18 protein-coding genes are annotated in these 25,101 nt (G+C 44.0%); 13 read left to right on the top strand and 5 right to left on the bottom strand.

Features of this window, described 5'->3' with window-relative positions; genetic code table 11:
* The first annotated feature begins 187 nt into the window (after positions 1–187).
* The 7 genes from D7V92_RS17155 (at position 188) to D7V92_RS17125 (ending at position 13,414) form a co-directional block, all read left to right on the top strand.
* Positions 188–3,358 carry a SusC/RagA family TonB-linked outer membrane protein gene (locus D7V92_RS17155; protein WP_005866145.1) on the top strand — a complete coding sequence of 1,057 codons (3,171 nt, stop codon included), beginning with the start codon at positions 188–190 and terminating at the stop codon, positions 3,356–3,358.
* A gap of 20 nt (positions 3,359–3,378) precedes the next feature.
* Positions 3,379–5,310 carry a SusD/RagB family nutrient-binding outer membrane lipoprotein gene (locus tag D7V92_RS17150; RefSeq protein ID WP_008774163.1) on the top strand — a complete coding sequence of 644 codons (1,932 nt, stop codon included), beginning with the start codon at positions 3,379–3,381 and terminating at the stop codon, positions 5,308–5,310.
* Positions 5,311–5,386: 76 nt separating this feature from the next.
* A complete protein-coding gene (locus tag D7V92_RS17145) occupies positions 5,387–5,752 on the top strand; it encodes a hypothetical protein (protein ID WP_121773374.1) in 366 nt (121 codons plus the stop codon).
* 501 nt (positions 5,753–6,253) lie between these two features.
* On the top strand, positions 6,254–9,421 hold the full coding sequence (locus D7V92_RS17140) for a SusC/RagA family TonB-linked outer membrane protein (RefSeq protein WP_005866149.1): 3,168 nt from the start codon (positions 6,254–6,256) through the stop codon (positions 9,419–9,421).
* Positions 9,422–9,462: 41 nt separating this feature from the next.
* Positions 9,463–11,382, top strand: a complete 1,920-nt coding sequence (locus D7V92_RS17135; RefSeq protein ID WP_121773373.1) for a SusD/RagB family nutrient-binding outer membrane lipoprotein — start codon at positions 9,463–9,465, stop codon at positions 11,380–11,382.
* A 122-nt stretch (positions 11,383–11,504) separates the two neighbouring features.
* Positions 11,505–12,653: a DUF362 domain-containing protein gene (locus tag D7V92_RS17130; RefSeq protein ID WP_008774165.1), complete on the top strand. Its 1,149-nt coding sequence runs from the start codon at positions 11,505–11,507 to the stop codon at positions 12,651–12,653.
* Complete coding sequence (locus D7V92_RS17125) at positions 12,650–13,414, top strand: DUF6599 family protein (protein WP_057328813.1); 765 nt, start codon at positions 12,650–12,652, stop codon at positions 13,412–13,414. The genes D7V92_RS17130 and D7V92_RS17125 overlap by 4 nt, the downstream gene beginning before the upstream one ends.
* A 10-nt stretch (positions 13,415–13,424) precedes the next feature.
* Here the strand turns inward: D7V92_RS17125 and D7V92_RS17120 are convergent, their stop codons facing one another.
* A complete protein-coding gene (locus D7V92_RS17120; protein WP_044545812.1) occupies positions 13,425–14,231 on the bottom strand; it encodes an alpha/beta hydrolase in 807 nt (268 codons plus the stop codon).
* A gap of 168 nt (positions 14,232–14,399) precedes the next feature.
* The gene (gene fabD, locus D7V92_RS17115; protein ID WP_121773364.1) at positions 14,400–15,281 is read right to left on the bottom strand and encodes an ACP S-malonyltransferase; all 882 of its coding nucleotides are present in this window, start codon (positions 15,279–15,281) and stop codon (positions 14,400–14,402) included.
* A gap of 139 nt (positions 15,282–15,420) precedes the next feature.
* On the opposite strand from fabD, the gene D7V92_RS17110 reads away from it, so the two are divergent.
* Together D7V92_RS17110 and tatC are read left to right on the top strand one after the other, a co-directional pair.
* Positions 15,421–15,615 carry a twin-arginine translocase TatA/TatE family subunit gene (locus tag D7V92_RS17110; protein WP_005858259.1) on the top strand — a complete coding sequence of 65 codons (195 nt, stop codon included), beginning with the start codon at positions 15,421–15,423 and terminating at the stop codon, positions 15,613–15,615.
* A gap of 6 nt (positions 15,616–15,621) precedes the next feature.
* On the top strand, positions 15,622–16,455 hold the full coding sequence (gene tatC / locus D7V92_RS17105; protein WP_036610364.1) for a twin-arginine translocase subunit TatC: 834 nt from the start codon (positions 15,622–15,624) through the stop codon (positions 16,453–16,455).
* A gap of 78 nt (positions 16,456–16,533) precedes the next feature.
* Here tatC and D7V92_RS17100 read toward each other — a convergent pair whose 3' ends face one another.
* Complete coding sequence (locus D7V92_RS17100) at positions 16,534–17,385, bottom strand: aldo/keto reductase (RefSeq protein ID WP_121773363.1); 852 nt, start codon at positions 17,383–17,385, stop codon at positions 16,534–16,536.
* A 163-nt stretch (positions 17,386–17,548) separates the two neighbouring features.
* Here D7V92_RS17100 and D7V92_RS17095 point away from each other — a divergent pair, with 163 nt between their 5' ends.
* On the top strand, positions 17,549–18,364 hold the full coding sequence (locus D7V92_RS17095) for an AraC family transcriptional regulator (RefSeq protein WP_034532280.1): 816 nt from the start codon (positions 17,549–17,551) through the stop codon (positions 18,362–18,364).
* Here the strand turns inward: D7V92_RS17095 and D7V92_RS17090 are convergent.
* Complete coding sequence (locus D7V92_RS17090) at positions 18,361–19,236, bottom strand: arginase family protein (protein ID WP_121773362.1); 876 nt, start codon at positions 19,234–19,236, stop codon at positions 18,361–18,363. The genes D7V92_RS17095 and D7V92_RS17090 overlap by 4 nt on opposite strands.
* Positions 19,237–19,354: 118 nt before the next feature.
* On the opposite strand from D7V92_RS17090, the gene D7V92_RS17085 reads away from it, so the two are divergent.
* The gene (locus D7V92_RS17085) at positions 19,355–21,661 is read left to right on the top strand and encodes a GH92 family glycosyl hydrolase (protein ID WP_008779512.1); all 2,307 of its coding nucleotides are present in this window, start codon (positions 19,355–19,357) and stop codon (positions 21,659–21,661) included.
* A gap of 60 nt (positions 21,662–21,721) precedes the next feature.
* Here the strand turns inward: D7V92_RS17085 and D7V92_RS22635 are convergent, their stop codons facing one another.
* Positions 21,722–21,856 carry a hypothetical protein gene (locus tag D7V92_RS22635; RefSeq protein ID WP_005858250.1) on the bottom strand — a complete coding sequence of 45 codons (135 nt, stop codon included), beginning with the start codon at positions 21,854–21,856 and terminating at the stop codon, positions 21,722–21,724.
* 133 nt (positions 21,857–21,989) lie between these two features.
* Here D7V92_RS22635 and D7V92_RS17080 point away from each other — a divergent pair, with 133 nt between their 5' ends.
* Positions 21,990–22,991, top strand: a complete 1,002-nt coding sequence (locus D7V92_RS17080; protein ID WP_057328807.1) for an isoaspartyl peptidase/L-asparaginase family protein — start codon at positions 21,990–21,992, stop codon at positions 22,989–22,991.
* Between the two features lie 103 nt (positions 22,992–23,094).
* A complete protein-coding gene (locus D7V92_RS17075) occupies positions 23,095–25,023 on the top strand; it encodes an LruC domain-containing protein (RefSeq protein ID WP_121773361.1) in 1,929 nt (642 codons plus the stop codon).
* Positions 25,024–25,101 lie beyond the last annotated feature (78 nt).

The following is a 25,101-nucleotide window of genomic DNA, read 5'->3' as shown; positions in this document are numbered from 1 at the left end:
TGGCGCCAACTAAATAAAACAACTTCTACTTAAGAAAAGTTCATGTAGGACTCCGATAGTTAGCCCATTTTTTATTTGAACTTAATTACGCTAGAACTCAGGAGTGAGTGTATGTATGTGAATAATTTTAAAAGACAAATGTTTCGCCAAGACATTGTCTAATTATTTATCAATAAAACCATCAGTTATGTTGAAAAACTTTAAACCTGTCAGCTTAATTTTATGTGCGGGTGCGTTATGCTTCTCGGGAAGCATGTATGCCAACATCGCACCTGTTGAGCAAGGTACCTCTATCTCCCAGCAAAACGGGAAAGTAACAGGTACAGTGGAAGATGATTTCGGCCCAGTGACCGGAGCGTCTGTTGTCGTGAAAGGAACGTCTAATGGAACGATTACCGATATGGACGGTAATTTCACCTTGGATGGCGTCAAGAATGGTGATGTAATCCAAATCTCATTCATTGGTTACTCCACCATGGAGCTTACGTATACCGGTAAGCCGGTAGGCGTTATCAAATTAGCGGAAGACACCCAGAAATTGGATGAGGTCGTGGTTACGGCCTTGGGTATCAAGCGTGAGAAGAAAGCGTTGGGATATGCTACGCAAGAATTGAAAGGAGACGAACTTGTAAATGCACGGGAAAGTAATATTGCGAATGCGTTATCTGGTAAAGTATCGGGTTTGCAGGTAGTTCGTTCTAGTAGTGGCCCTGGCGGTTCTTCAAAAATTGTATTGCGTGGTAATAATTCATTAACTGGATCTAATCAGCCGTTGATTGTTGTCGATGGTATTCCAATGGATAACTTTACTGGAGGAGTTGATGATGCTTGGGGTAATAGCGGCGTGGATATGGGTAATGGTTTGTCAGATATCAACCCGGAAGATATCGAATCCATGAACGTGTTGAAAGGAGCTTCAGCCGCTGCGTTATATGGTTCTCGTGCAGGTAATGGCGTAATTTTGATTACGACGAAATCGGGTAAAAAGCAAAGTGGATTAGGTATTACTGTAAATGCCGGAGTTACAGTGGAAAGCATGTTTTTGAAACCAGAATTACAGAATACGTATGGTCAGGGTACAAATGGCATATATAATGTGAAAGACCGTTCAAGCTGGGGGCCTGTTGCCGATGGTTCCGTAACAATTGATCGCTGGGATGGGCAGAAAGTCCAGATGTATACTTATGATAATATAGATGCTTATTTCCAGAAAGGAACTTCATTCAATGAAGGTGTATCTTTTCAGCAGAGCTATGATGGGACGGCGGTATTCGCCTCAATTAATCGCTCTGATGATAAGGGCATCGTTCCGGGTGCATCATTAAATAAAACGTCTCTTACTTTGCGTGGAACAAGCGAGTTCGGTCCGGATAAAAGATGGAAATTAGATGCAAAAGCCAACTATTTAAATAATAACGCAAAGAATCGTCCAATCCAAGGTATTAACCAATCGAATGCCTTTAGTACGATCTATAATTTACCACGATCGCTGGATATTAGGGATCTGGAGAACTGTTTGGACGAAAATGGAAATATGATTTGGTGGGATACCGAGAGTACTCCCCAAGAAAATCCGTATTGGATTAAAGATTATAGAACAAATCAAGACTCTCGTAATCGTTTGTTAGGTACAATTTCTCTTTCTTATAAGATAACGGACTGGTGGAACCTCGAGCTAAAAGGCGGTACGGACTATTATACGACTACGACTACAAATAAGGTATATTCTGGTGGTAATGTGAATCCGAAAGGGCGTTACTCTGAGAAGTCGGAGACTTTTTATGAGAACAACTATAGTTTCTTGACTACCTTTAAGAAAGATAACCTTTTTAGCAAGTTTGGTGGTTTTGTGACCGTGGGTGGAAACTTGATGATGCAACGCCGTAAGAAATTAGAGGCTGGTACGGGTGATTTATTGATCCCGAATCTATTTGCGATGTCTAATGCCGCTGACAAGAATAATATGACGCATACATCTGAAGATGTACAGCGCAAGATGAATTCTATTTACGGTTCTTTGCAAATGAACTGGGATGGCTGGCTGTTTATGGATATTACGGCTCGTAATGACTGGTCTTCCACTATGAGTAAAGAAAACCAATCTTATTTTTATCCTTCGGTTAGCTTATCTGGTGTTATTTCAGATATGGTGGAAAAGGTTGGCGGTACAATGCCGGAATGGATGAGTTTCGCTAAGGTTCGTGCTTCTTATGCGGAAGTAGGTAATGACCTTGATCCATATCAATTGTATACTGTATTCAAGGTTGATAAAGATCCAAATGGTAACCCAACTGCAGCTCTAGGAACTACTTTATATGATTCTTCTGTACGTTCAGAGTTGATTAAATCTTGGGAAGCCGGTATTGATTTGAAGTTTTTCAATAATCGATTAGGTATTGATGCGGCTTGGTACAAATCTAATGCTACCCGCCAATTGCTAGATTTGGCAATGGATCCATTTTCTGGTTATTCCAAACGTAAGATCAATGCAGGTAATATTCAAAATTCAGGTGTGGAATTAATGCTTTATGGTACTATTTTGCAGAATCCTAGAGGCTTAAATTGGGAAACAACATTGAATGCTTCCTTCAATAAAAATAAAATCATAGATTTGTATGAAGGAGTAAATGAATATGGCATCAAGACTTTTGATGATTTAAAGATTGTAGCCCGTACGGGTAGTTATTATGGCGATATTTATGGTAAAAAATTCCAACGTGTTGAAAGTGGGGAACATGCTGGTAAAATTATTGTAGATGCTCAAGGTTTACCATTAGTTACTTCAGATGATTATTATCTGGGGAATCAACAGCCTGATTGTATGTTGGGATGGACTAACTCGTTCTCTTATAAAAATATTTCTTTGAGCTTTTTGATTGATGCTCGTATTGGTGGAAATATTTACTCAGCGACCACTGCTAATTTGTACAAGGCAGGTAATGCCGCAGGTACCGTTATAAATGGAACCCGTGAGGAATTTGTAGTTCCGAATTCAGTGACTTCTGATGGAAATGGTGGTTATACGGCAAATTCTAATGCTGTTACTCCTGAATTGTACTGGGGACGTGCTGCCGGAGGTAATATCGGTGTGGGTGAGGCATTTTTATATGATGCTACTAATATTCGTCTACGTAATATTACCGTTGGTTATGATTTTGAGAAAAAATGGTTAGAGAAAACCCCATTACAGAAAGTACGTGTATCATTCGTGGCGAATAACGTTTGGATGATTGTAAATCATTTGGAAGGTATTGATCCGGAATCTATTTCGGCTACAAATTCCAATGCTACTGGTTTTGAGAATGGGGCAGCTCCGACTTCTCGCTCTTTCACATTTAATGTAACAGTTGGTTTCTAATAAGAAAGATGATTTTAAGTATGAAAACATTAAAAAGAACAATAATAGGGTTAGCTTCATTAGCCGTTTTATTTACTGCATGTAACGACTTTGAGGAAATAAATAAAGACCCGAATGCCGTAGATGAAAGTGCGATCAAAGTATCTTATCTACTGAATAAATCAATCATGGGGGCACAGCAGAACCCGCATATCGCAGAGCGTGTGTTCGTGTATCAATGGAAAAGTGCGGCTCGTTTTGAACGTCGTAGTGGTTTAGCTACAGGTGCGAATTATAATGATTATAATACGGACTACTTTGGCGTTGATTATGGAGTGGGATGGCTGAACAATGTTAATATGGCCGTGAAAATTGGTACGGAACGTGCCGCCAATCCGGAGTATCCTTATGAGAACAATTTGCTACAGATGTCTCGTATTTGGCGGGCTTATGTCATCTCTGAATTGGCTGATAACTTTGGTCCTGTGCCTCCGGCAAACGCTTTTGATGGTATCGTAGAATATAAGAGTATAGAAGATATTTATGATTTTATTATTTCTGAATTGAAAGATGCCGCTGGCAAGATAGATGTAAATGCGGATATGAGCGCTATTACATCAGAGAAAACGGATGCTTTCTATGATGGTGATGCCTCTAAATGGATAAAGTATGCGAACTCATTACGCTTGCGCTACGCTATGCGTTTATCTGCTGTAGATCAAGCTAAAGCAAAGGCTGCTTTTGAGGATGCCGCTTCGACGAATAATTTTATTACTACGCAAGATGAAATTGCTCAGGTGCAAGAAAAAGGCGGTTGGACTGATCTTGATGGTGTGATGTCTCGTCCTTGGAATGCCCAACCCATTTCGGTCACCATTAATAATATGATGATTGGCCTAGGAGGAATCGATTTCCAAGTTCCTGCGGCGATAAAAGAGGATGTGGTATTGAAAGATGCTCGTAATTATCTAGGCCTTCGATTAGAAAAACACTTACCGGTTTCTACGAATGATCCGGCTGCAGGCTATTTCTTTGATGCTCTTCCTTCAAAGATTGATCCTCGTGCTACTAAGTTGTTTCATATTCCGGGATATGATGATGGTACTGTTTATTTCTCTAATATCGGTTTGGCTGATAAGGCTCGTTTAGCGGATCCTGCTACTGGAAATGTTGAGGATAACAATAAGACATATTTGGAGTTGAACGTGAAATATACTTGGAATACTTGGGTTGCTGGAAAATGGGATAAATACTCAGCGCTAACCAGCGAATTGACAGGAGCAAGTAAGACTTATCCTTCTTTATCCAAGATATATCGTGAAAGTACGAATAAGCGTGTATGGTTTGGGCCGTGGGAGACGGAGTTCTTATTGGCTGAAGCTGCGTTGTATGGTTGGAACGTGTCTGGTAGTGCGAAATCTCATTATGAGGCTGGTATAGCAGCTAGCTTTGAATATCACGGTGTATCTGAGTTCTTAAATGATTATTTGAGTTCTACGGAATATAACCGTGTAGGTACTTCTGTCGCTTTTGATCATACGGCGGAAGCAAAGTCTTATACGGCTGAATATGTAGATGGTTATACTGGTGAGAAAAAGACTACTACTTATACTTATCCGAAAAATTCTATTTATAAGAATGGTACGGTCAATAATGATAAGCTGACAAAGATAATCTCGCAAAAATACTTGGCACAGGTTCCTTGGTTACCTTTAGAGGCATGGTCTGATCATCGTCGTTTAGGTTTGCCTTTCTTTGAGAATCAAGCTGTTGAGATAGATTATAACGTTTCTAGTAACGAGTTGCCTCTTACTCGTGCTAACTGTAAGGAATGTAAGTGGGAATTCTATCAAGAACGTCTGCGCTATCCAGCGAATATGGAAATCAATAGTAAGGATAGTTATATGAAAGCTGTTGAGCTATTGGGTGGAGCTGATTTAATTTCTACTCCGCTATGGTGGGCTAAACATTGATTTATATGAAAGCTCAAGGTGAAGGATTATGCTTCCACCTTGGGCTATTTTTGTTAACTTAATAAATTGTCTGATTATGAGAAAGTTATTAATGGTATTGTTTTTATTTGGAACAATTAGTGTTTTTTGCAATGCCCAAATAGATGGTTATTATGTAAAAGACAGTGGTAATCTAGCGCTTTTTGCCGATGGAGAACCTAGAACTAGTACTTCAATTGGTATTGAAGCTGGGAAATCAGTGGAAATTCGTTTTACTCAACCTTCTACTGGAGATTTCTTGTGGCAAAAAATAAGTGGTAGTGACTATATTCAATTTAATCCCGGTGGGTCTGGACGTTTTGCGTTAATTTGGACACAGGGTGCAAGTAAAGGGGACTCGGCTGTTTTTTGTGTCACAGACAAGAATGGTGATGTGCTGACGATTACTATTCATGCTTATTAGACTTTATATAAAATAAAATATCTACTTCTTGTCTTTTGACAACTTTGTATTGTAACTGATTCGGAAATCATAGAGAATAAATATTCTTACGAGGAAAAGGGCGTATCGATGTAAATGTCGGTATGCCTTCTTTTTTTGTAGTGATGGTTTGTATGGTAAACCGGAGCTTTTAGGGGCTTCTGAAGTGAATAACTAACGGCTTGTCGAGTCGTAAGCTTACGGCTACCCCTAGTGAATAACTAACGGCTTCCTGCCTCTTTTACGGTTTGGTTATCCTTTGGTGAAAGTTTCTGTAAATCAATTTTTTATGAATGTTAGTGAGGATAACTCTTATTCGTTTTGTCTGTAAGGAGAGAGTAGTTGCGGTATCCTCACCAGTTACCTCTTGTATATGTTAAACTCAAAACATATCTGCCCTTTTTATGTTTATACAGGATAAATGACATTCGTTGACGCAAAAACTAAAACATTGTCTATCAAAATAAACAAAAAACAGTAGTTATGTTGAAAAGATTCAGACCAGTCAGCTTAATCCTGTTGGTAGGGGCGCTTGGGTTCTCGGGAAACTTATACGCCACGCCTATGCCCGGGATTCCGAAGGTTGACATTTCCCAGCAAAACGCAAAGGTGTCGGGAATAGTTGAGGATGCCTTAGGACCCGTTACCGGGGCGTCCGTAATCGTGAAAGGAACTACCAATGGTACTATGACCGACTTGGACGGGCATTTTACTTTGGATAACGTGAAGAAAGGGGATATCATACAGATATCGTTTATCGGTTATACCTCGCAAGACATCCCATATACCGGCCAGTCCGAGATTACGGTTAAACTCGTGGAAGATACCCAGAAACTCGATGAGGTGGTGGTGACTGCCTTGGGTATGAAACGAGATAAGAAAGCCTTGGGCTATGCCATGCAGGAGTTGAAAGGGGACGACCTCTTGGCCTCCCGTGAGCCGAATTTGGCGAACTCCCTTTCCGGTAAGGTTTCCGGTTTGCAGATCGTCCGTTCAAGCAATGGCGTAGGAGGGTCCTCTAAGATCGTACTTCGTGGTAATAACTCATTGACGGGTAGCAACCAGCCCTTGATCGTCGTAGACGGTACCCCGATGGATAACTTCACCGGTGGCGTGGATGATGTATGGGGTAACTCCGGAGCGGATATGGGTAACGGTCTTTCGGATATCAACCCGGAAGATATCGAGTCCATGACGGTATTGAAGGGTGCTTCCGCCGCCGCCCTTTATGGCTCACGTGCCGGTAACGGCGTGATCTTGATCACTACCAAGTCCGGACGTAAGAACGAGGGACTCGGTATTACGATCAACGCCGGTATCACCGCCGAGACGATTTTCCTGAAACCTGATTTACAGAACGACTTCGGACAAGGCTCCGTGGGCGTTTACGATAACCAATCCCGCCTTAGCTGGGGACCGAAAGCCACGGGACAAATGGTAACCGATTGGAGAGGCAACCAAATCCCTCTGCATACATATGATAATATCGACGCTTTTTTCCGTACCGGAACCTCCTTTAACGAGGGTGTCAGCTTCCAGCAGAACATAAAGGGTACGGCGGTATTCGCCTCCGTAAACCGTTCCGACGATGCTAGCATCACCCCACGCTCAAAACTAAACAAGACGAATATTACCTTGCGTGCCACTACTTTCCTAGATGAGGCGGAAAAGTGGAAAGTAGATGCCAAGGTGAATTATATCAATCAAAACGCACATAACCGCCCGATTCAGGGCGTGAATCCCTCGAACGCTTTCAATACGATCTATAACCTGCCTCGTTCCTTGAATATCCGTGAGTTTGAGGATGACGTGGATGAGCAAGGCAATATGATTTGGTATGACGCCTCCAAGAATCCGCAGGAGAACCCTTATTGGGTGACCCGTTATCGCCAGAACGAGGATACCCGTAACCGTTTGTTAGGAAATATCTCCTTGAAATATGCCCCGACCGATTGGTTCGATATTGAGTTGAGAGGTGGTACGGATTATTATACCACGACGAAGAGCGAGAAAGTATATGCCGGTGGTAATACCAGTCCGAGAGGTCTGTATACCGAGGGATCGGAGACCTTCTATGAGAATAACTTCAGTTTCTTGGCTACGGCCCGGAAGGATAACTTGATCGATCGGCTGGGAGGCTTCGTTACTTTCGGTGGTAACTTGATGCTCCAGCAGCGTAATAAGATGAACGCTTCTGCCGGAGAGTTGTTGGTGCCGAACTTGTTCTCGCTGAATAATGGCGTGAATAAGCCGACAGTCACTTCCGAGTTGATCCGCCGTCGTATGAATTCCTTGTACGGGTCGTTGCAGTTGAACTGGGATGGTTATCTGTTCTTGGATGTTACGGCACGTAACGATTGGTCGTCTACGATGTCGAAAGCCAACCGCTCTTATTTCTATCCGTCTGTCAGCTTCTCCGCGGTGATCTCCGATATGTTGCCGAAGATTGGCGGAAGCATGCCGGATTGGTTCTCTTTCGCTAAGGTACGTGCCTCCTTCGCTGAGGTAGGTAACGACTTGGACCCGTATCAATTATATAACTTCTACTCTGTAGGCAAGGACCCCAACGGGAATACGACGGCGAAACCGGGTAAGGTACTTTACGACTCGGACGTACGTAGTGAGTTGATTAAATCATGGGAGGCCGGTTTCGATATCCGTTTCTTTAATAACCGGTTAGGCTTGGATGCCGCTTGGTATAAGTCCAACGCTACCCGCCAGTTACTGGATTTACCGATGGACCCGTTCTCCGGCTATGCTTCCCGTAAGATTAATGCGGGTAACATTCAGAACGAGGGTTTGGAGATCTCCTTGAACGGTACGATTCTAGACAATCCCGCCGGATTGAGCTGGAGCTCTACGGCGCAGTTCTCCTTGAACCGGAATAAGATCAAAGAATTATACGAGGGCGTGAATCTATATGATATAAAGACGTTCGACGCTATCCAGATCGTAGCTCCGGTAGGTGGTTATTATGGTGAGATCTACGGGCAGACCTTTATGCGTGTGACCGATGAGAATAGTCCTCACTATGGAAAGATCGTCGTAGGTGATGACGGTTTGCCTTTGATCTCTACCGAGAAGTCGAAAGTAGGAAACCAGAGTCCGGATTGGATGATGGGTTGGACCAATAATTTCTCTTATAAAGGTTTTAACCTGAGCTTCTTGATAGACTTCCGTATCGGTGGTAGCATCTATTCGGCGACAGCCTCCAACCTGTATACCCGGGGTAACGCCGCCGGAACAGTGGTGAATGGTGATCGTGCCGAATTCGTGGTACCGAATACCGTGGTTCAACAGGGCAGTGGTTATGCGGAGAATACGGTCGCCGTCACTCCCCAGAACTATTGGGAGCGTATTGGGTCTACCGGAAATTATGGTTTACCAGAGGTTTATACCTATAGCGCCACCAATGTCCGTTTGCGTAATATCACCTTTGGCTACGAGTTCAATCGACAGATGTTGAAGAAAACGCCTTTCCAGCGTGTACGTCTATCCGCTACTTGTAACAATGTTTGGATGATCCATTATAACTTGCCGGGTATCGACCCCGAGTCCGTTGCCGCCACGAATACCAACGCTACCGGATTCGAGAATGGAGCCGCGCCGACCAGCCGTTCCTATACGTTTAATGTAACCGTGGGATTCTAATGGAATACATGATAATTTGAATTACGATAAAAATGATGAAGATGAAAACAAGAAATATACTTTTTACCGGACTGGTATCGGTGGCCGCTCTTCTTTCTTCCTGTAATGACTTTCAGGAGATCAATGAGGACCCGAATCTTGTGGGAGAGGATAAGGTGAAGCCCCAATGGTTCCTGAATGCCTCTATCATGGGAGACCAGATGAACCCAGAGATAGCCGAGCGTATCTTTATCTTGTACTGGGACCGTGCTTCCCGTTTCAATAGGGGAAGTGGTTTTACGATCGGTACGGATAACAATGATTATAGTACTACCTACTTGAGTAACGATTACGCCGTGGGTTGGCTGAACCAAGTGACCAAAGCGATCCAGTTAGGAGAGCAGATGGTTGCCAATGGCGAGGCGGATACGTATCCTTATTATAAGAACGTGATCCAGATGTCCCGTATCTGGCGTGCTTACTTGAACTCGGAAGTAGCTGACGGTTTCGGGCCGATCCCCGCGTTGGCCGCTTTCTCCGGTGTACCGGCTGAGTACGATAGTGTAGAGGCTATCTATCAATTTATATTGAAAGAGTTACGGGAAGCTGAGTCTGCGTTAGACCCCTCCTTGGATATGTCCGCTATGGCTAACGAGGATGCTTTCTATGCGGGAAATGTTGCGAAATGGAAAAAGTACGCCAACTCTTTGCGTATGCGTTTGGCGATGCGTATCTCGGCTGTCGATCCTGCCTTAGCGAAAGCGGAATTTGAGGATGCCGCCTCTAAGACATTTATTTCCGAGCCAACCGATATCGCTTCCGTGCAGGAGAAAGAGGGTTGGGATGAGCTGACGAGTGTGATGTCTCGTCCTTGGAACGGGCAGGCAATGTCCGTGACGTTTAAGAACTTGGTAGTTGGTTTGGGTGGACAGGAATTTCCGTTGCCGGACTCCTTAAAAAGCCATTTGAAGAATCCATACGATTATCAAGGTTTGTATTTGAACCAGCACTTCCCGCTGACAACGAATGATCCGTGCGCCGGTTTCTATTTCGACGGTATACCTCAATATGTAGATCCCCGTGCCCCGAAGTTGTTTAGTGTAGTAGGCTGGGATGATGGCGTGGTTTATTCCGACTATATCGGTGCGGCCAGCGAGGTGAAGCCGGTTCACTTGAAGAATCCGGCGGATAATACCCAGAATATGTTGACAATCGATCCGAAATATACGTGGGGCACTTGGGTCGCCGGAGAATGGGACGTGAAAGCCGGTCTGGTAAGTGAGCTGACAGGTAAGAATTATAATTATCCCTCTATGTCGAAACAATATCGAATGAGTACCAATAAGCGTGTCTTCTTCGGCCCGTGGGAAAGTTACTTCTTATTGGCGGAGGCTGCGGTGAAAGGCTGGAAAGTTCCGGGAACGGCTAAATCCAATTATGAGTCTGGTGTTACGGCTAGTTTTGAGTATCATGGCTTATTGAGCCAAGTCGGCGATTATCTATCGTCTCAGAAATACAACCGTGTAGGTACTTCCGTCGCTTTCGACCATACGACAGAGGCGAAATCGTATACGATCCGTTATACGGACTCATATACGAAGGAGGTAAAAAGCCGTACGTATGAATATCCTCATAACTCGATCTACCGGAATGGCGCTTATAATAATGACGCTCTGACGAAGATTATCACCCAGAAATATATAGCGCAAGTTCCTTGGTTGCCGGAAGAGGCTTGGAGCGATCATCGTCGTTTAGGTCTTCCTTTCTTCGAGAACCAAGCGGTAGAGAAGGATTACAACCCATTGAATCAAGTTCCTTTGACGGTCGCTACCTCTAAGGAATGCCGTTGGGATTTCTACCCGAAACGTTATCGTTATCCGGCGAATATCCAAACGAATAATCAAGTGGGTTATGCGCAAGCTCTCCAGCTTTTGGGCGGCCCGGACTTGACGACTACTCCACTTTGGTGGAACGCTAAATAGCGAACCTGCTTGGTCTGTTTTATATATACTTTTTCGGTGTCACGCATTTACTTGTGTGGCACCGTTTTTTATGGATATATTTCACTATCTTTGGTACGAATATAATGTGAACCTATATCCCCATGAAAAGACGTAACTTCTTTCGATCTATCGCTTTAGGCGGTGTAGGGGCGGCGCTTACTCCCGTGGCGAAAGCGGCCTCTTCTTTGGCTTCGGAGAAAATGAAGCCCCAAACCAATGTGAAACAGGCATTGGCTATTCCTCGTAACGAATATTCCATGCCGGGTAAATATCCCGGAAAAGTAGTCAAGATGAATTCCGCCCATTGTGTCGTGGATGGTAAACCATCTGAGGCCGTAGCCTACGAGATGCTTAAATCCGGAATGTTATATCTGACCGGCGAGAGTGATCTGAAAGCGGCTTGGCTGCGCTTCGTCGGGCCGGAAGATGTCATTGGCTTGAAAGTAAATCCGATAGCGGGAAAGCTCTTGTCTACTTCACATGCGGTCACCCAATCCGTTATCAAGCAATTGGAGGAAGCAGGTATTCCCCGGAAGAATCTTATTATTTGGGACCGTCGTGAGGTCGATTTAAAAGAGTCCGGCTTTACGGAGGAGAATTATCCCGGTATCCGTATACTTGGAACGGAATATCAAGACGAGAACGGTAGTTATATCGATGCCGATGGAAAGTATTACGGAGAGAACCGTATCGACCGCAGTCAATATTTCCGGGCGGCTATAGTGGAGGAATACGATGCCTACACGATGCCCTATATGATTAACTCGGGAGAGGAGTCTTATTTCTCTAAGATCTGTACGGAAATGGTGACTAAGATCATCAATATCCCTGTATTGAAAAACGCCGGAGTCTCGATCACTTCCTGCATGAAGAACCTAGCGTTCGGATCTATCTCGAATACGAGCAGGCTTCATAAAGAATTATGGCATGAGACCTGCGCTTATGCTTGTGCTTTCCCGCCTCTTCGTGATAAGGTGGTATTGAACATCGTGGATGCGTTGAAAGGCTGTTTTGAGGGTGGCCCGGAGGCCAATCCCCAGTTCATTTGCCAATACAATGCGCTGCTGCTCGGCTCGGATGCGGTAGCCGTGGATAGTGTCGGTTTCGATATGGTACTCGCTAAGCGGATCGAGGAGGGGATACAAAAACAGGAAAAGCCCGGTAGCCGGCGTTTCTTGGAATTGGCGGAAGAGATAAAGCTCGGGATTGCCGACCGAAGTAAAGTGGATTTAAAGGAGATTGATTTATGAGAGGTTTGATACGTTGTTGTCTCTTTCTTTGCTTTCCGGTTCTGTTATGGGCACAGGATGGGGTACAGGTAAAGCGGGAGCGTGTATTTACCGGTTCCGGGCTTTATGGTTTCATGAATGGAGGGGCCGAGCAGTTTTTGGAGTATGGCGTTTCTCAGTTAACGGCAAGAGATGTCGTTTACAAAGGAGAGGATTATACCCTAGAGATTTACGAGATGCCTAGCCCCGAGGATGCGTTTGGTATTTACTCTTTGCATATATTTAAATGCGAACGGACTGATGTCTTGGGATGTATTGATTGTTTATCTCCCTATCAGTTACAAGCCGTGGTAGGGAATAAGTATGTATCGGTGGTTTTCCCTTCCGGTTCCTCGGCCGCTAAGGATGCGGTAGACGAATTGATCCGTCTTTATTTACCGATGGATGGTAAGGAGGCTCCTCAAATTCCGGAGATACTTGGGATTCGTTCCCCTTATTCGGGTGCGGTGAAATATTTGCGAGGTCCAATCTCTGTCTCAAGCGCCAGTACGTCTTTGGCTGAATTGCTGGAAGATTGCCCGTTCACGGGAGTCTGGTTCGTCGGAGATAGGAAGACCGATGATTATCAAGCCTTGATTTACGTGAAAGATCAAGAAGCCTTGAAACGTTTAAGTGAGAAAATACCGGTCTCTTCTTGCATCCGTCAGGGAGATGACTTTATTTATATAAAAGGAACGGAGGAGGAAGCTGCGGACGAGTCTCACGGAGACTTCGGGTTTTAACCCGAGTCTCTTATTCAATCGTGCTTAGCCATTTCTCCAGTTCGTCAGTCCATTGACGTTTGTATACGAAGTTGTCCCGGAACCCAAAACTATGGCCGCCCTTTGGGTAAATATGCAAGGAGGCGGACACCTTGTTCTTTAGCAAAGCAAGATAATAAAGCACGCTATTCTCCGGGCTAATCGCCTCGTCATCCGAAGCCAACGCTATAAAAGCGGGAGGTGTCAGTGAGTTTACGTGTAATTCCAGAGAGAAAGCTTCCTCTTCCTCATGCGTGGGATTCGCTCCTAATAGCCGTTCCCTCGATTTAAGGTGCGTTAAATGAGGTAGCATACTGATAACCGGATAAAGGAGTATTTGGAAATCTGGACGTGCGTCGTCTACCCCGAATATTGCGGCATGCCCGGCGATATAACCGCCAATGGAGGCACCCATGACACCGACCTTCGTAATCTTCCACTCTTCCGAGTAATTACGGAGGATGCGGAGACCTTGGCGAACATCGTCCAGAGGGACTTCCCTATGTCCGTTCGGCATCCGGTATTTCAATACGGCATAAGTAATACCTTGCGCATTAAACCATGCGGCCATATCACGCCCCTCATGTCCGATCGAAATCTTGGAAAGTCCGCCACCCGGACACATCAAGATCGCCTTGCCATTCGGCTTCGTCGCCGGATAAACCAATAGGGAAGGATTCGATATATTGGATATGGCATTCGGGGCATCTTCCAATTCTACGCCGGCCAATCCATTACTAGTGGGCGCTCCATCCGGCCAAAGTAGGATAATCCTATTTTTCTGTTGTACTGTTTCCATTTTCTATATTCTGAATTGTGTTTATAGTATAAAACAACGTTGGCCTTTGATTAGTTTAGCATTCAAGATCTTTTCGAATCATCATCGTATATAAAAAAGTCCGGAAAAGACGAGGGAAATCACCCTCCATCCTTTTCGGACTTTTATCCTATTACATTGAAAGGTAAATTATTGCATACCTTCCGTAGTCATTTCCTTATTAATCTTTTTAACCAATCCCTGAAGAACGGCACCCGGGCCTAACTCGATGAAATGAGTGGCACCGTCGGCGATCATGTTCTGTACGCTTTGGGTCCAACGTACCGGGGCGGTTAACTGTGCGATCAAGTTAGCCTTAATTGTTTCCGGGCAAGTCTCGGCTTTCGTGCTTACGTTCTGGTAAACCAGGCAAGAAGGTTTATTGATCGTCGTAGCCTCGATAGCGGCAGCCAACTCCGTACGAGCCGGTTCCATCAATGGAGAATGGAACGCTCCACCTACTTTCAACTTCAAGGCACGCTTAGCGCCTGCGGCCAATAACTTCTCGCAAGCCTGATCGATACCGGGGATAGAACCGGAGATTACCAATTGGCCCGGGCAATTATAGTTAGCGCAAACCACTACCTCGTCCTTGATGCTTGCGCAAATTTCCTCAACCGTCGCGTCCGGCAAGGCTAATACGGCGGCCATTGTAGAGGGAGTTGCCTCGCAAGCCTTTTGCATAGCCATGGCACGTTTGGAAACTAATACCAAGCCGTCCTCGAAAGACAATGCTCCGGCAGCTACCAAGGCAGAGAATTCTCCTAATGAGTGACCTGCGGTCATATCCGGTTGGAATTGATCACCTAATGTTTTCGCGAGAATAACAGAGTGTAAGAAGATCGCTGGTTGAGTAACCTTGGTTTGTCTCAGATCCTCGTCTGTTCCGGCAAACATTAAATCCGTGATACGGAAACCAAGGATCTCGTTAGCCTTCTCAAACATCTCTTTAGCAAGAGGATTATTATCGTAGAGGTCTTTGCCCATACCTACGAACTGTGCCCCCTGACCGGGAAATACGTACGCTTTCATCTTTCTAATTTTTTTCTAATTTCAGTTTTTTAAGACGGTGCAAAGGTAATAAATTTGGAATAATGAGGCTACTATTCATTACAAATTGTATCTTTGCCCCCATAGAAACGAGAATATTAATGACTAATATTATAATATCATGAATGAATTACTATTTTTAGGAAACTTAGGTACTGGCGAGATCGTGATCATCGCCATTGTTGTGTTGTTACTTTTCGGTGGAAAGAAAATTCCTGAGCTGATGAAAGGTATCGGTAAGGGTGTGAAGAATTTCAAGGACGGTGTAAAAGGTTTGGAAGACGATATCAAATTAGACGATACGGAAAAGAAGTAAAGGAAGATGCAACAAGAAGAAATGTCATTCTGGGATCACCTAGAAGAACTTCGTTGGACTTTATTTCGTTCTGTTTTAGCGCTCTTTGTTTTTGCTATAGCCGGGTTCTCGGTAATGCCGTGGCTGTTCGATAATGTCGTGATGGCCCCGTGTAGCTCCGATTTCATCGTCTATCGGGAAATGTGTAAGATTAGTTCTCATTTTTCTTTTCTCCCGGACTTTTGTAATGATACGTTCCATGTGAACATTGTCAATATCAAACTGGCTTCCCAGTTCTTCACGCATATGACAAGTTCTTTCTGGCTGGCGTTATTATTGACTTTCCCCTATTTGATGTGGGAGATCTGGAAGTTCGTAAGTCCGGCTCTCTACGAGAATGAGAAGAAAAATGTACGTTGGGTATTCTTGTTCGGAACGATAATGTTCTTTATTGGATGCTCAGTGGGTTATTTCTTGGTGTTCCCGATGACACTACGTTTCTTGGCGACTTACGAGTTGAGTGCCGCCATTACGGAACAGGTATCCCTTGATTCTTACATGGATAACTTCTTGATGTTGATATTCGTGATGGGAATCGTATTTGAGATGCCATTGGTATCTTGGCTATTATCTCAGATAGGGTTGCTAAACCGCTCGTTCTTTCATAAATACAGACGGCATGCTGTTGTCGGCTTGTTAGTTGGTGCGGCGTTCATCACTCCAAGTAGTGATCCGTTTACGTTAAGTATCGTATTCTTACCGCTCTACGGTTTGTATGAGTTGAGTGCGTTCTTCGTGAAAAAAGCCCCAAAGGAAGAAGACGAGGAGAATGAGGATGAGGAAGATAATAATGAGGAATAAATCCCGAAAGTTATAATAATGTAATATAAAAGAGGCGTGATCCATAACGGATTACGCCTCTTTTTGTGTAGGCCTTGCTTATCTGTTTTTCTCTAGGCTCAATATGAACCGTACTAATTCCGGATCATAATGTGAGAAAAACAGGCTTTGGGCTTTGTCTAACTTTGCGATTTCATTCATGTCCTGTTCCGAAAGTTCAAAACTGAATACGTCGAAGTTCTCTGCCATCCGTTCTTTATGCGTGGATTTGGGGATAACGACTATGTTGCGTTGGATGAGGAAGCGCAAGGCGACTTGCGCCACGGATTTATTATATTTCTGTCCGATTCCCGTCAATATCCCGTTCGTGAAAAAGTTATTGCGCCCTTCTGCGAAAGAGGCCCATGACATGATTTGTGTACCATATTCCCGCATGATTTCCTCTGCTTTCACTTGCTGATTGAAGACGTGTGTTTCCACTTGATTCACTGCGGGTTTTATTTTTACATGTTCCGCTAGGTCGATAAAACGGTCCGGGTAAAAGTTACTTACGCCGATGGCCCGGGCTTTTCCTGCACGGTAAGCCTCTTCCATGGCACGATATGTTCCATAATAGTCGCCAAAAGGCTGGTGAATGAGCAGAAGATCAATATATTCGGTCTGTAATTTGCGCAGAGACTCATCGATGGAGGCTTTCGCCTTTTCCTCTCCGGCGTTGGTCACCCATATTTTTGTGGTGATGAACAATTCATTGCGAGGTATGCCACATTTACTTATGGCTTTGCCTACACCTTCCTCGTTATAGTACGCTTGTGCCGTGTCGATGGAGCGATAGCCTACGCTGATAGCATCCAATACGCAACGTTCACATTCCTCGGGGGCTATTTGATATACACCATAACCCAAGATCGGCATTTCTACGCCGTTGTTCAATTTTACTGTTTTGTTCATCGTAATGTTATTTTAAATTGTGGTCGCAAAGTTATGTCTGATAAGCGGATATGACGATAAATAAAAGTCGGTGCTATTTTCATTTTTTTCGGTTGTTGAGTCTCGATTTTATTTTTATATCGTGTTTTTCTGTATCTTTACTCTGTAAACAAGAGAACTGATTATGAATACGGATATCCTATTTGCTGACAACCTCGATGATATGATTTCCGGGAGTTTTGACCGGTATTGTACACATGCGCTTTGTCGTGAGGGTGAAGCTTCATTCCTGATGACGGGCGAATGGTTTCGGATGAGGAAAGGGGATTGCGTTATATTTACTCATAATGAACTTATATCTAAGATAGAGATAAGCGACGATTTTCAGGTAACGGTACTTTATATCTCGAACAGTTTTTCATTCAAGAATATCCCTCGAAATGATTATGACGTGATAGGAAAGTTGACACTACTCCGTAACCCGATCATGTCGCTTACAGAGCGAGAACAGCGGATATTTATGGAAGATATTGAACTTATCCGCAGGCGGTTGACGGACCATACGCATCGTTTTCATGACGAACTAATCGGTTGTTTGGCTAAAACTTTCGTGCTCGACCTTTACGATTTCCATGCACGAATTTATGAATCTCCCTCTGTATCGGAACAAAATGCCGTGTTGATGGAGCGATTTATAAATCTGCTAAAAGCGGGGGATTATCGAAACCACAGGGAAGTATCCTATTACGCTTCACGGCTCTGCATTACGCCTAAATACCTTACGGAAGTTTGTAAGAAAGCAAGCGGATTTACAGCTAATTACTGGATAGACCGTTTCACCATCTCCCGGATTACCCACTTGCTTTCAGACAAGAACCTGACATTGAAAGAAATCTCAGACAATATGAATTTCTCTTCTTTGTCCTTTTTCAGCCGTTACGTGCAACGATTGCTGAAAGTCTCACCATCAGAATACCGGAACGGCAATCTGATTACTTAAGCTTTTAACAGTGGTAATTGACTCAACATATTCCTAAGCTTAATCGCTATCCGTGGCATAGGTTCGGCGACGGTAAGCCCTACTAGATCGTATTCGGACGCAATGTCATTGATGACACGTACTACCTCGTTTATTTTCATCCCGTTCGGTTCTACGCCGACCCCGGCTATCATATCCGCCGGATCAATGACATCCATATCGAAATGGATGACAACCTTGGAAGCACCTGTCCCTTTCAGCCATTCGAGGATAAGCGAGCTATCAGCCGCCACTTCTTCCGGAGATAAACCTTTTATACCTAATTCTTTCTGCCGTTCCTTCATACCCTCGTCCCACGAGCGTAAACCTACGATTAAACTATTCGAGATCTTGAACTTTCCCGGTAATAATTGAAGAATCTCCTCATCACCCATCCCTAGACAGGCCGTAAGGGCCATCGCATGATATCCCTTATACTCGTCATACGGCAAGTTTATATCCGGATGCGCGTCTATCCAGACAATTGCGATATCATCCGGGTATTTAGCGGCCAGATAGGTGAAGGGTACGACACTCACCGAACATTCGCCCCCTAAAGTGACGATCTTTTCCGGAGTGTTTTCATGTAATAATTCAAGGGCCGCTTTTGTTTGTTTCAGAATAATCTTACGGGCGCTGACCCCTAGATCCGTTTCCCTATCCTTTATATCTAGTGAGATGGGTACTTCCACGGTTTTCTGGGGACTTGGGGGAGCGAGGATATTGAGTAATTGAGCACCAAGGTAATACCCTCTGGAAGCGTCGTCCGCAGGAAGGTCGGGCATCCAATGATTCACGATCCCACCTTGCCATTGGGGATAGATCAAACGAAGTGTCGATGTTTTATCTTCCATGTTATCGTAGTTTTTGTACAAAGTTAAAGGATTCCACCGAATTCTCGTCTTGATGAAAAAAGATTTTCTCCTTGATGAAAAAAGATTCTCATCATAATGAAAAAAGATTTTCACCCCGATGAAAATAGAAAGTTTTCCCCGTAAACTGTTTCTCTTTCGAAATAATTTATGTATGTTTGCTCAAACTCAAAACGAATTGCATAACATGAAGCACATGTCTATATTGGCGGTCTCTTTGCTGGCACTCGTGGCCTGCACGCCTGAAAAGAAACAGGAGGCGGATTACTCGCAGTATGTGAACCCCATGATCGGTACGGATTTTACCGGCAATACCTACCCGGGAGCCCAAGTTCCTTTTGGTATGGTACAATTGAGCCCGGATAACGGTTTGCCGGGTTGGGATCGCATCTCGGGGTATTTCTATCCGGATACGACGATCGCCGGCTTTAGCCATACGCACCTTTCCGGTACGGGGGCAGGCGATTTATACGATATCTCTTTTATGCCCGTGACCCGTCCTTATAAAGAGGCCCCTGCGCCGTTAGGCATTTACTCCACGTTCTCGCATAATGACGAGGCGGCTTCCGCAGGATATTACCGGGTATTGCTGAAGGATTATAACATTAACGTGGAGCTTACGGCTACCGAGCGTTGCGGTATCCAGCGGTATACCTTCCCGGAGGCCGAGGCTTCGGTATTCTTGAACTTGAAGAAGGCGATGAATTGGGACTTTACCTTGGATTCCAAGATCGAGGTGGTAGACTCTACGACGATCCGTGGATACCGCCTATCCCAAGGCTGGTCTCCCTTGCAGCATGTTTATTTCGAGACCCGTTTCTCTAAGCCTTTCGTGGCTTGTCATATGGATACGACTTCTATCGTGACCAAGGAAAAAGGTTGGATCGGTACGGCCTATGTGGCCCGTTTCGATTTCAATACGAAGAAGGATGAGGAAATCCTTGTCACGACCGGAATCTCTGGCGTCAGCATGGAGGGAGCGGGAAAGAATTTGCGTGCGGAAGCCCCGAAGGATGATTTCGATTACTATCAAGCGCAGGCTAGCGCGAATTGGAACCGACAGCTTTCTAAGATTGAGGTGAAAAGCCGGAATACGGACGATATGGTGAAATTCTATACGGCCTTGTATCATTCCATGATCGCCCCGACGATCTATAGCGACGTGGATGGTTCTTATTACGGCCCGGATCAGCAAATCCATAAAGCGGACGGATGGACGAATTACTCTACTTTCTCTTTATGGGATACCTACCGTGCCTCCCATCCGTTGTTTACGTATACGGAGCCGGAACGGGCGAATGATATGATCAAGGGTTTCTTGAAGTTCTATGAGCAGAACGGGGCTTTGCCTTTATGGAACCTTTATGGCTGGGAAACGAATATGATGATCGGTTATCATGCGGTGCCCGTTATCGTAGACGCTTATCTGAAAGGTATCGGTGATTTCAATGCCGAGAAAGCGCTGGAGGCTTGTATAGCGACAGCCAACCGGGATGACTATCGGGGTATCGGCGATTATAAGAAGTTGGGCTACGTACCGGCTTATAGCGATCCGAAAAAATGGGAGAACTGGTCTTTATCGAAGACCTTGGAGTATGCCTACGATGATTATTGCATCGCTAAGATGGCCGAGAAGATGGGTAAGAAAGAGATTGCCGACGAATTCTTTAAACGTTCACAGAATTATCATAATGTGTACAATCCGGCAACTTCCTTTATGCAGCCTCGTGATGAGAAAGGAAACTTTGCCGCTAATTTCAGCCCCGATGATTATACGGAAGATATTTGCGAGAGCAATGGTTGGCAATATTTCTGGTCCGTGCCGCAAGATCTGGACGGTTTGATCGGATTGGTAGGAAGTAAGGAACGTTTCGCCGAGAAATTGGATAGTATGTTTACCTATGTCCCCAAATCGGATGAGGAATTGCCTATCTTTAGTACAGGTATGATTGGTCAATATGCGCATGGAAATGAGCCGAGCCATCATGTGATCTACTTATATAATAAGGTCGGCCAGCCTTGGAAGACCCAGAAATACGTGGCTCAGGTATTACATGATTTGTATCTGAATGCCCCGGATGGTATTTGCGGTAATGAGGACTGTGGGCAGATGTCCGCTTGGTTTGTGTTTAGTGCCATGGGATTCTACCCGGTTGATCCGATCAGTGGCCAATATGAGATCGGCTCCCCGTTGTTCCCGGAAGTGAAGATGCATGTAGGTAATGGCAAGACCTTTACGGTTTTGGCTCCCGAGGTCTCTGCGGAGAATATTTATATCCAATCCGTGAAGCTGAACGGACAACCTTATGATAAGAGTTATATCACCCACGAGCAAATCATGAGCGGGGCGACATTGGAGTTCGTCATGGGTAGCCAGCCGGGACCGGTATGGTATACGAACGAATGAAATAGCTCTCTATGATATAATGAAGAGAAGTGCCGTGGTCATATCGCCATGGCACTTTTTTTAATCCGGCTCATGGGAATCTTTCCCATAAGCCTTGACAATATCCTTTACGATATACCAGAGTACGAACACGACCATTATGCTTCCGATCAATATCTTTCCCACTCTTATGATAGAATCGATGTATTCTTCCATAATGTTATTATTTAAGAGATTACCGTTCGAGGTAAATGTACGGATAAAAATCGGGAAATAAGTCTATGTCTCTAAGATAATTCAGATATTTGTTCTATTTTTGAACATTGTATAAATGACTAAATATAATAGCATGTTAAAACAAATGATAGCCTTGACGGCTTTGATGGTGTCATCCATTGCTTTTGCGCAAGACCGGGAGTATGTAATCGTGGTACATGGTGGTGCGGGGGCGATGGCCGGATTGGAGGAAGATCCGGTTAAGTCGGCTCAATATTACGCCGCATTGGACTCCGCTTTAATGATTGGAGATAAAGTTTTGTCGGCGGGAGGCGAGGGACCGGAGGCGGTTATGGCCGTCATTAATTACTTCGAGGGAAATCCGTTGTTTAACGCCGGAATTGGTGCTACCTGTACGGCGGAGGGAACTTTTGAGTTGGACGCTTCCATCATGGAAGGCAAGGATTTAAGCGCAGGCGCTGTAGCTGGCCTAAAACACGTGAAGCATCCGATCAATGCAGCCTATGCCGTAAAGACAAAATCTCCGCATGTCATGCTGAGCGGAGCCGGTGCCGAGGAGTTCGCCAAGGAACAAGGCTTGGAAATGGTAGAAGACAATATGTATTTCGCTACGCCCAAGACGATGGGGTGGATCGAGAAGTTAAAGCAAGAAAGTAAGAAGAACGGTACGGTAGGCTGTGTCGTTCTGGATAAGCAAGGAAACTTAACGGCCGGGACCAGTACCGGCGGTATGTTCAAGAAACGTTGGGGGCGTATCGGTGATTCGCCCGTGATCGGGGCAGGAACGTATGCGGATAATAACAGTTGCGCTGTCTCCTGTACGGGGCATGGAGAGTATTTTATCCGTCATGCGGTAGCGTTCGATGTGTGTGCCCGCTATAAATACCTTAAGGAAAGCGTAGAGATAGCGGCGGATTATATCATCCATACGGAATTGAATACGAACGCCGGCAACGGCGGCTTGATCGCCGTGGATAAACTAGGAAATATCGCCATGCCTTATAACAGTGGTGGCATGTTCCGCGGGTATTTATATAAGGAAAGAGATAGTTCCGACGTGAAGAAGGGATATGGAATTGGAAAAAAACTAGTAGTTGCGGATTTTATTAAATAAGTTGAATATATTATCCAATATTGGACAAAAGTGATTGATTTATATTGTATCTTTGTGGCGTTGATATTTGAGGGTTGGGTTATGATAAAAACTAAATTGTAAAATGAAAAGGGGTAAGATTGGAGAAAAAATAGCCATTGGCGCATTCGTTTGCTTGCTTTTGGCGGGATGTACTACAGATGTATATGAACCAACTTTGGAACCAAAGCCTAAACCTATTCCTGAGGTTCCGAAGGATTCTGTTTTTGACTTCTCAATGGAATCGACTTATGATTTAAAAATAAAATATGATGTGCCGGAAGGTTGTCGGGTGCCATTTTTTGTATATGCTGAAAATCCATTGTCTATCGATGAATATGGGAATATAATTTTGAAAGAGGAAGTTAAATGGGTGGATGCGGGATTCACTGATTTAACAGGTGCTTATCTTGAGAAAATTAAAATATCCACTATGACGGATAAGTTATATATTTATACGAGTTTCCCATCTTTGCCCATGTTGATGGTTGCTACTATTAATGGAAAATCTATCTCAGATCCTGAAGAAGTGGATTTGACTTCTAAGGTGGAGACAAAGAGTGTTCTTAGAGGTGCTACATCTTTAAGCGGAAAGTTAGCTCATTTGCATACTCTTGGCGGATGGAAGGGTAATGGCCGTCCGGATTATTTGTTACCAGAGAAAATATCTATTTCTAAGGAAGCCTTGAATACGATAAATAAGATTCTTCCTGAACCGAAGCCTACACCAGAGATTGATAATTATTTAATCGAAGGGGATATTCATGTGACAGAAAAAGCCCACTTAGACATTTATATAGTCTCTACTACGACGGGTGCTCATAATTTGTTCGGTTATTACTGTTATCCAACAGGAAATCCTCCAAAGGATGCCAATGAGATAGAAGATGTAACTATGATTTTCCCTAATTCTATAGTAAATCCAAATATAGTGAAGCGAGGAGAAGGAGTTAGGCTACATTATTATGAGAAAGGGATCGACAAAGGTACTGAGTTCCCTGCGGGGGTATCAATTGGTTGGGTGATCTATAATGATGCCTTTGGTCTAAATCCAAGTTTATCAAAATATAATGGAAAACCTATATATTCAACCTCGACCTTAAATGCGAAGAGAGAAAAATTTATGGCTTCATTTCAAATCAATGGATTCGTGGTCATTGGATTTGAGGATTGGACTAATCAGTTAAAGGATTATAATGATCTGGTGTTTCATATTGAGGCTGACCCGGTAGATGCTATAACAGACAATATTCCGGAGGTAAAACCGGAACCTCCGGTTACGGGTACTGCGACGGTTGACTATGAAGGATTGCTTGCTTTCGAAGACTTATGGCCTCGTCAAGGTGATTTTGATATGAATGACGTGATCCTTCGCTATAAGTCTGTAGTTACTTATAATCATGAAAACCGTATTGTTAAATTAGAGGATACCTTTAAGCTATTGTGGACTGGCGCTACGATACGTAATGGTTTTGGTTATCAGTTAAATGGTGTTAGTCGTACGGATATAGGTGTGGAAGGCGCATCTTTGGATAATTCTCAACGAATGGCTGTTATTCGTGTGTTTGATGATGCGTTGGCAGAAACGGCACATAATACCCAAACTCCGGAGTATACGGTTACGACCACATTCTTTGGTGATGGTTATGAGAAGGATCCTATGATATTGCCTCCTTATAATCCATATATTACGCCTTCTTTAGACAAGGAAGTTCATTTAACGTTATATCCTCCAACGGAGAAAGCAAAGGAAAGCTATTTTGGTACGGATGATGATGAATCTGTATATGGAAAAGGACCGTATTATGTGACGTACAGCAAGGAAAATGGCGAGCAAATGCCTTTTGCCATTCATATTCCGGGAAGTGTGGAGGATTTTGTCGTGCCTGCTGAAAGTAAGTCTATCGATAGTTATTATCCGGGCTTTTTGAATTGGATTCAAACACAAGGTGAAGAGAGTAAGGATTGGTATTTGCATCCTGCTGATGAAAATCCTAAGATTCCTGTAGAATAGTAGAATAATGGTGATAAGATTAGAGAAAGCTGGTATTTATATGAAAGCTGGCTTTTTTTGTATCTTTACGCCAAATTC

Source organism: Parabacteroides sp. CH2-D42-20, from assembly GCF_003670185.1.
GTDB lineage: Bacteria > Bacteroidota > Bacteroidia > Bacteroidales > Tannerellaceae > Parabacteroides > Parabacteroides distasonis.
The sequence above is the reverse complement of the archived record's forward strand: the minus strand, read 5'-3'. Positions and strand labels throughout refer to the sequence as shown.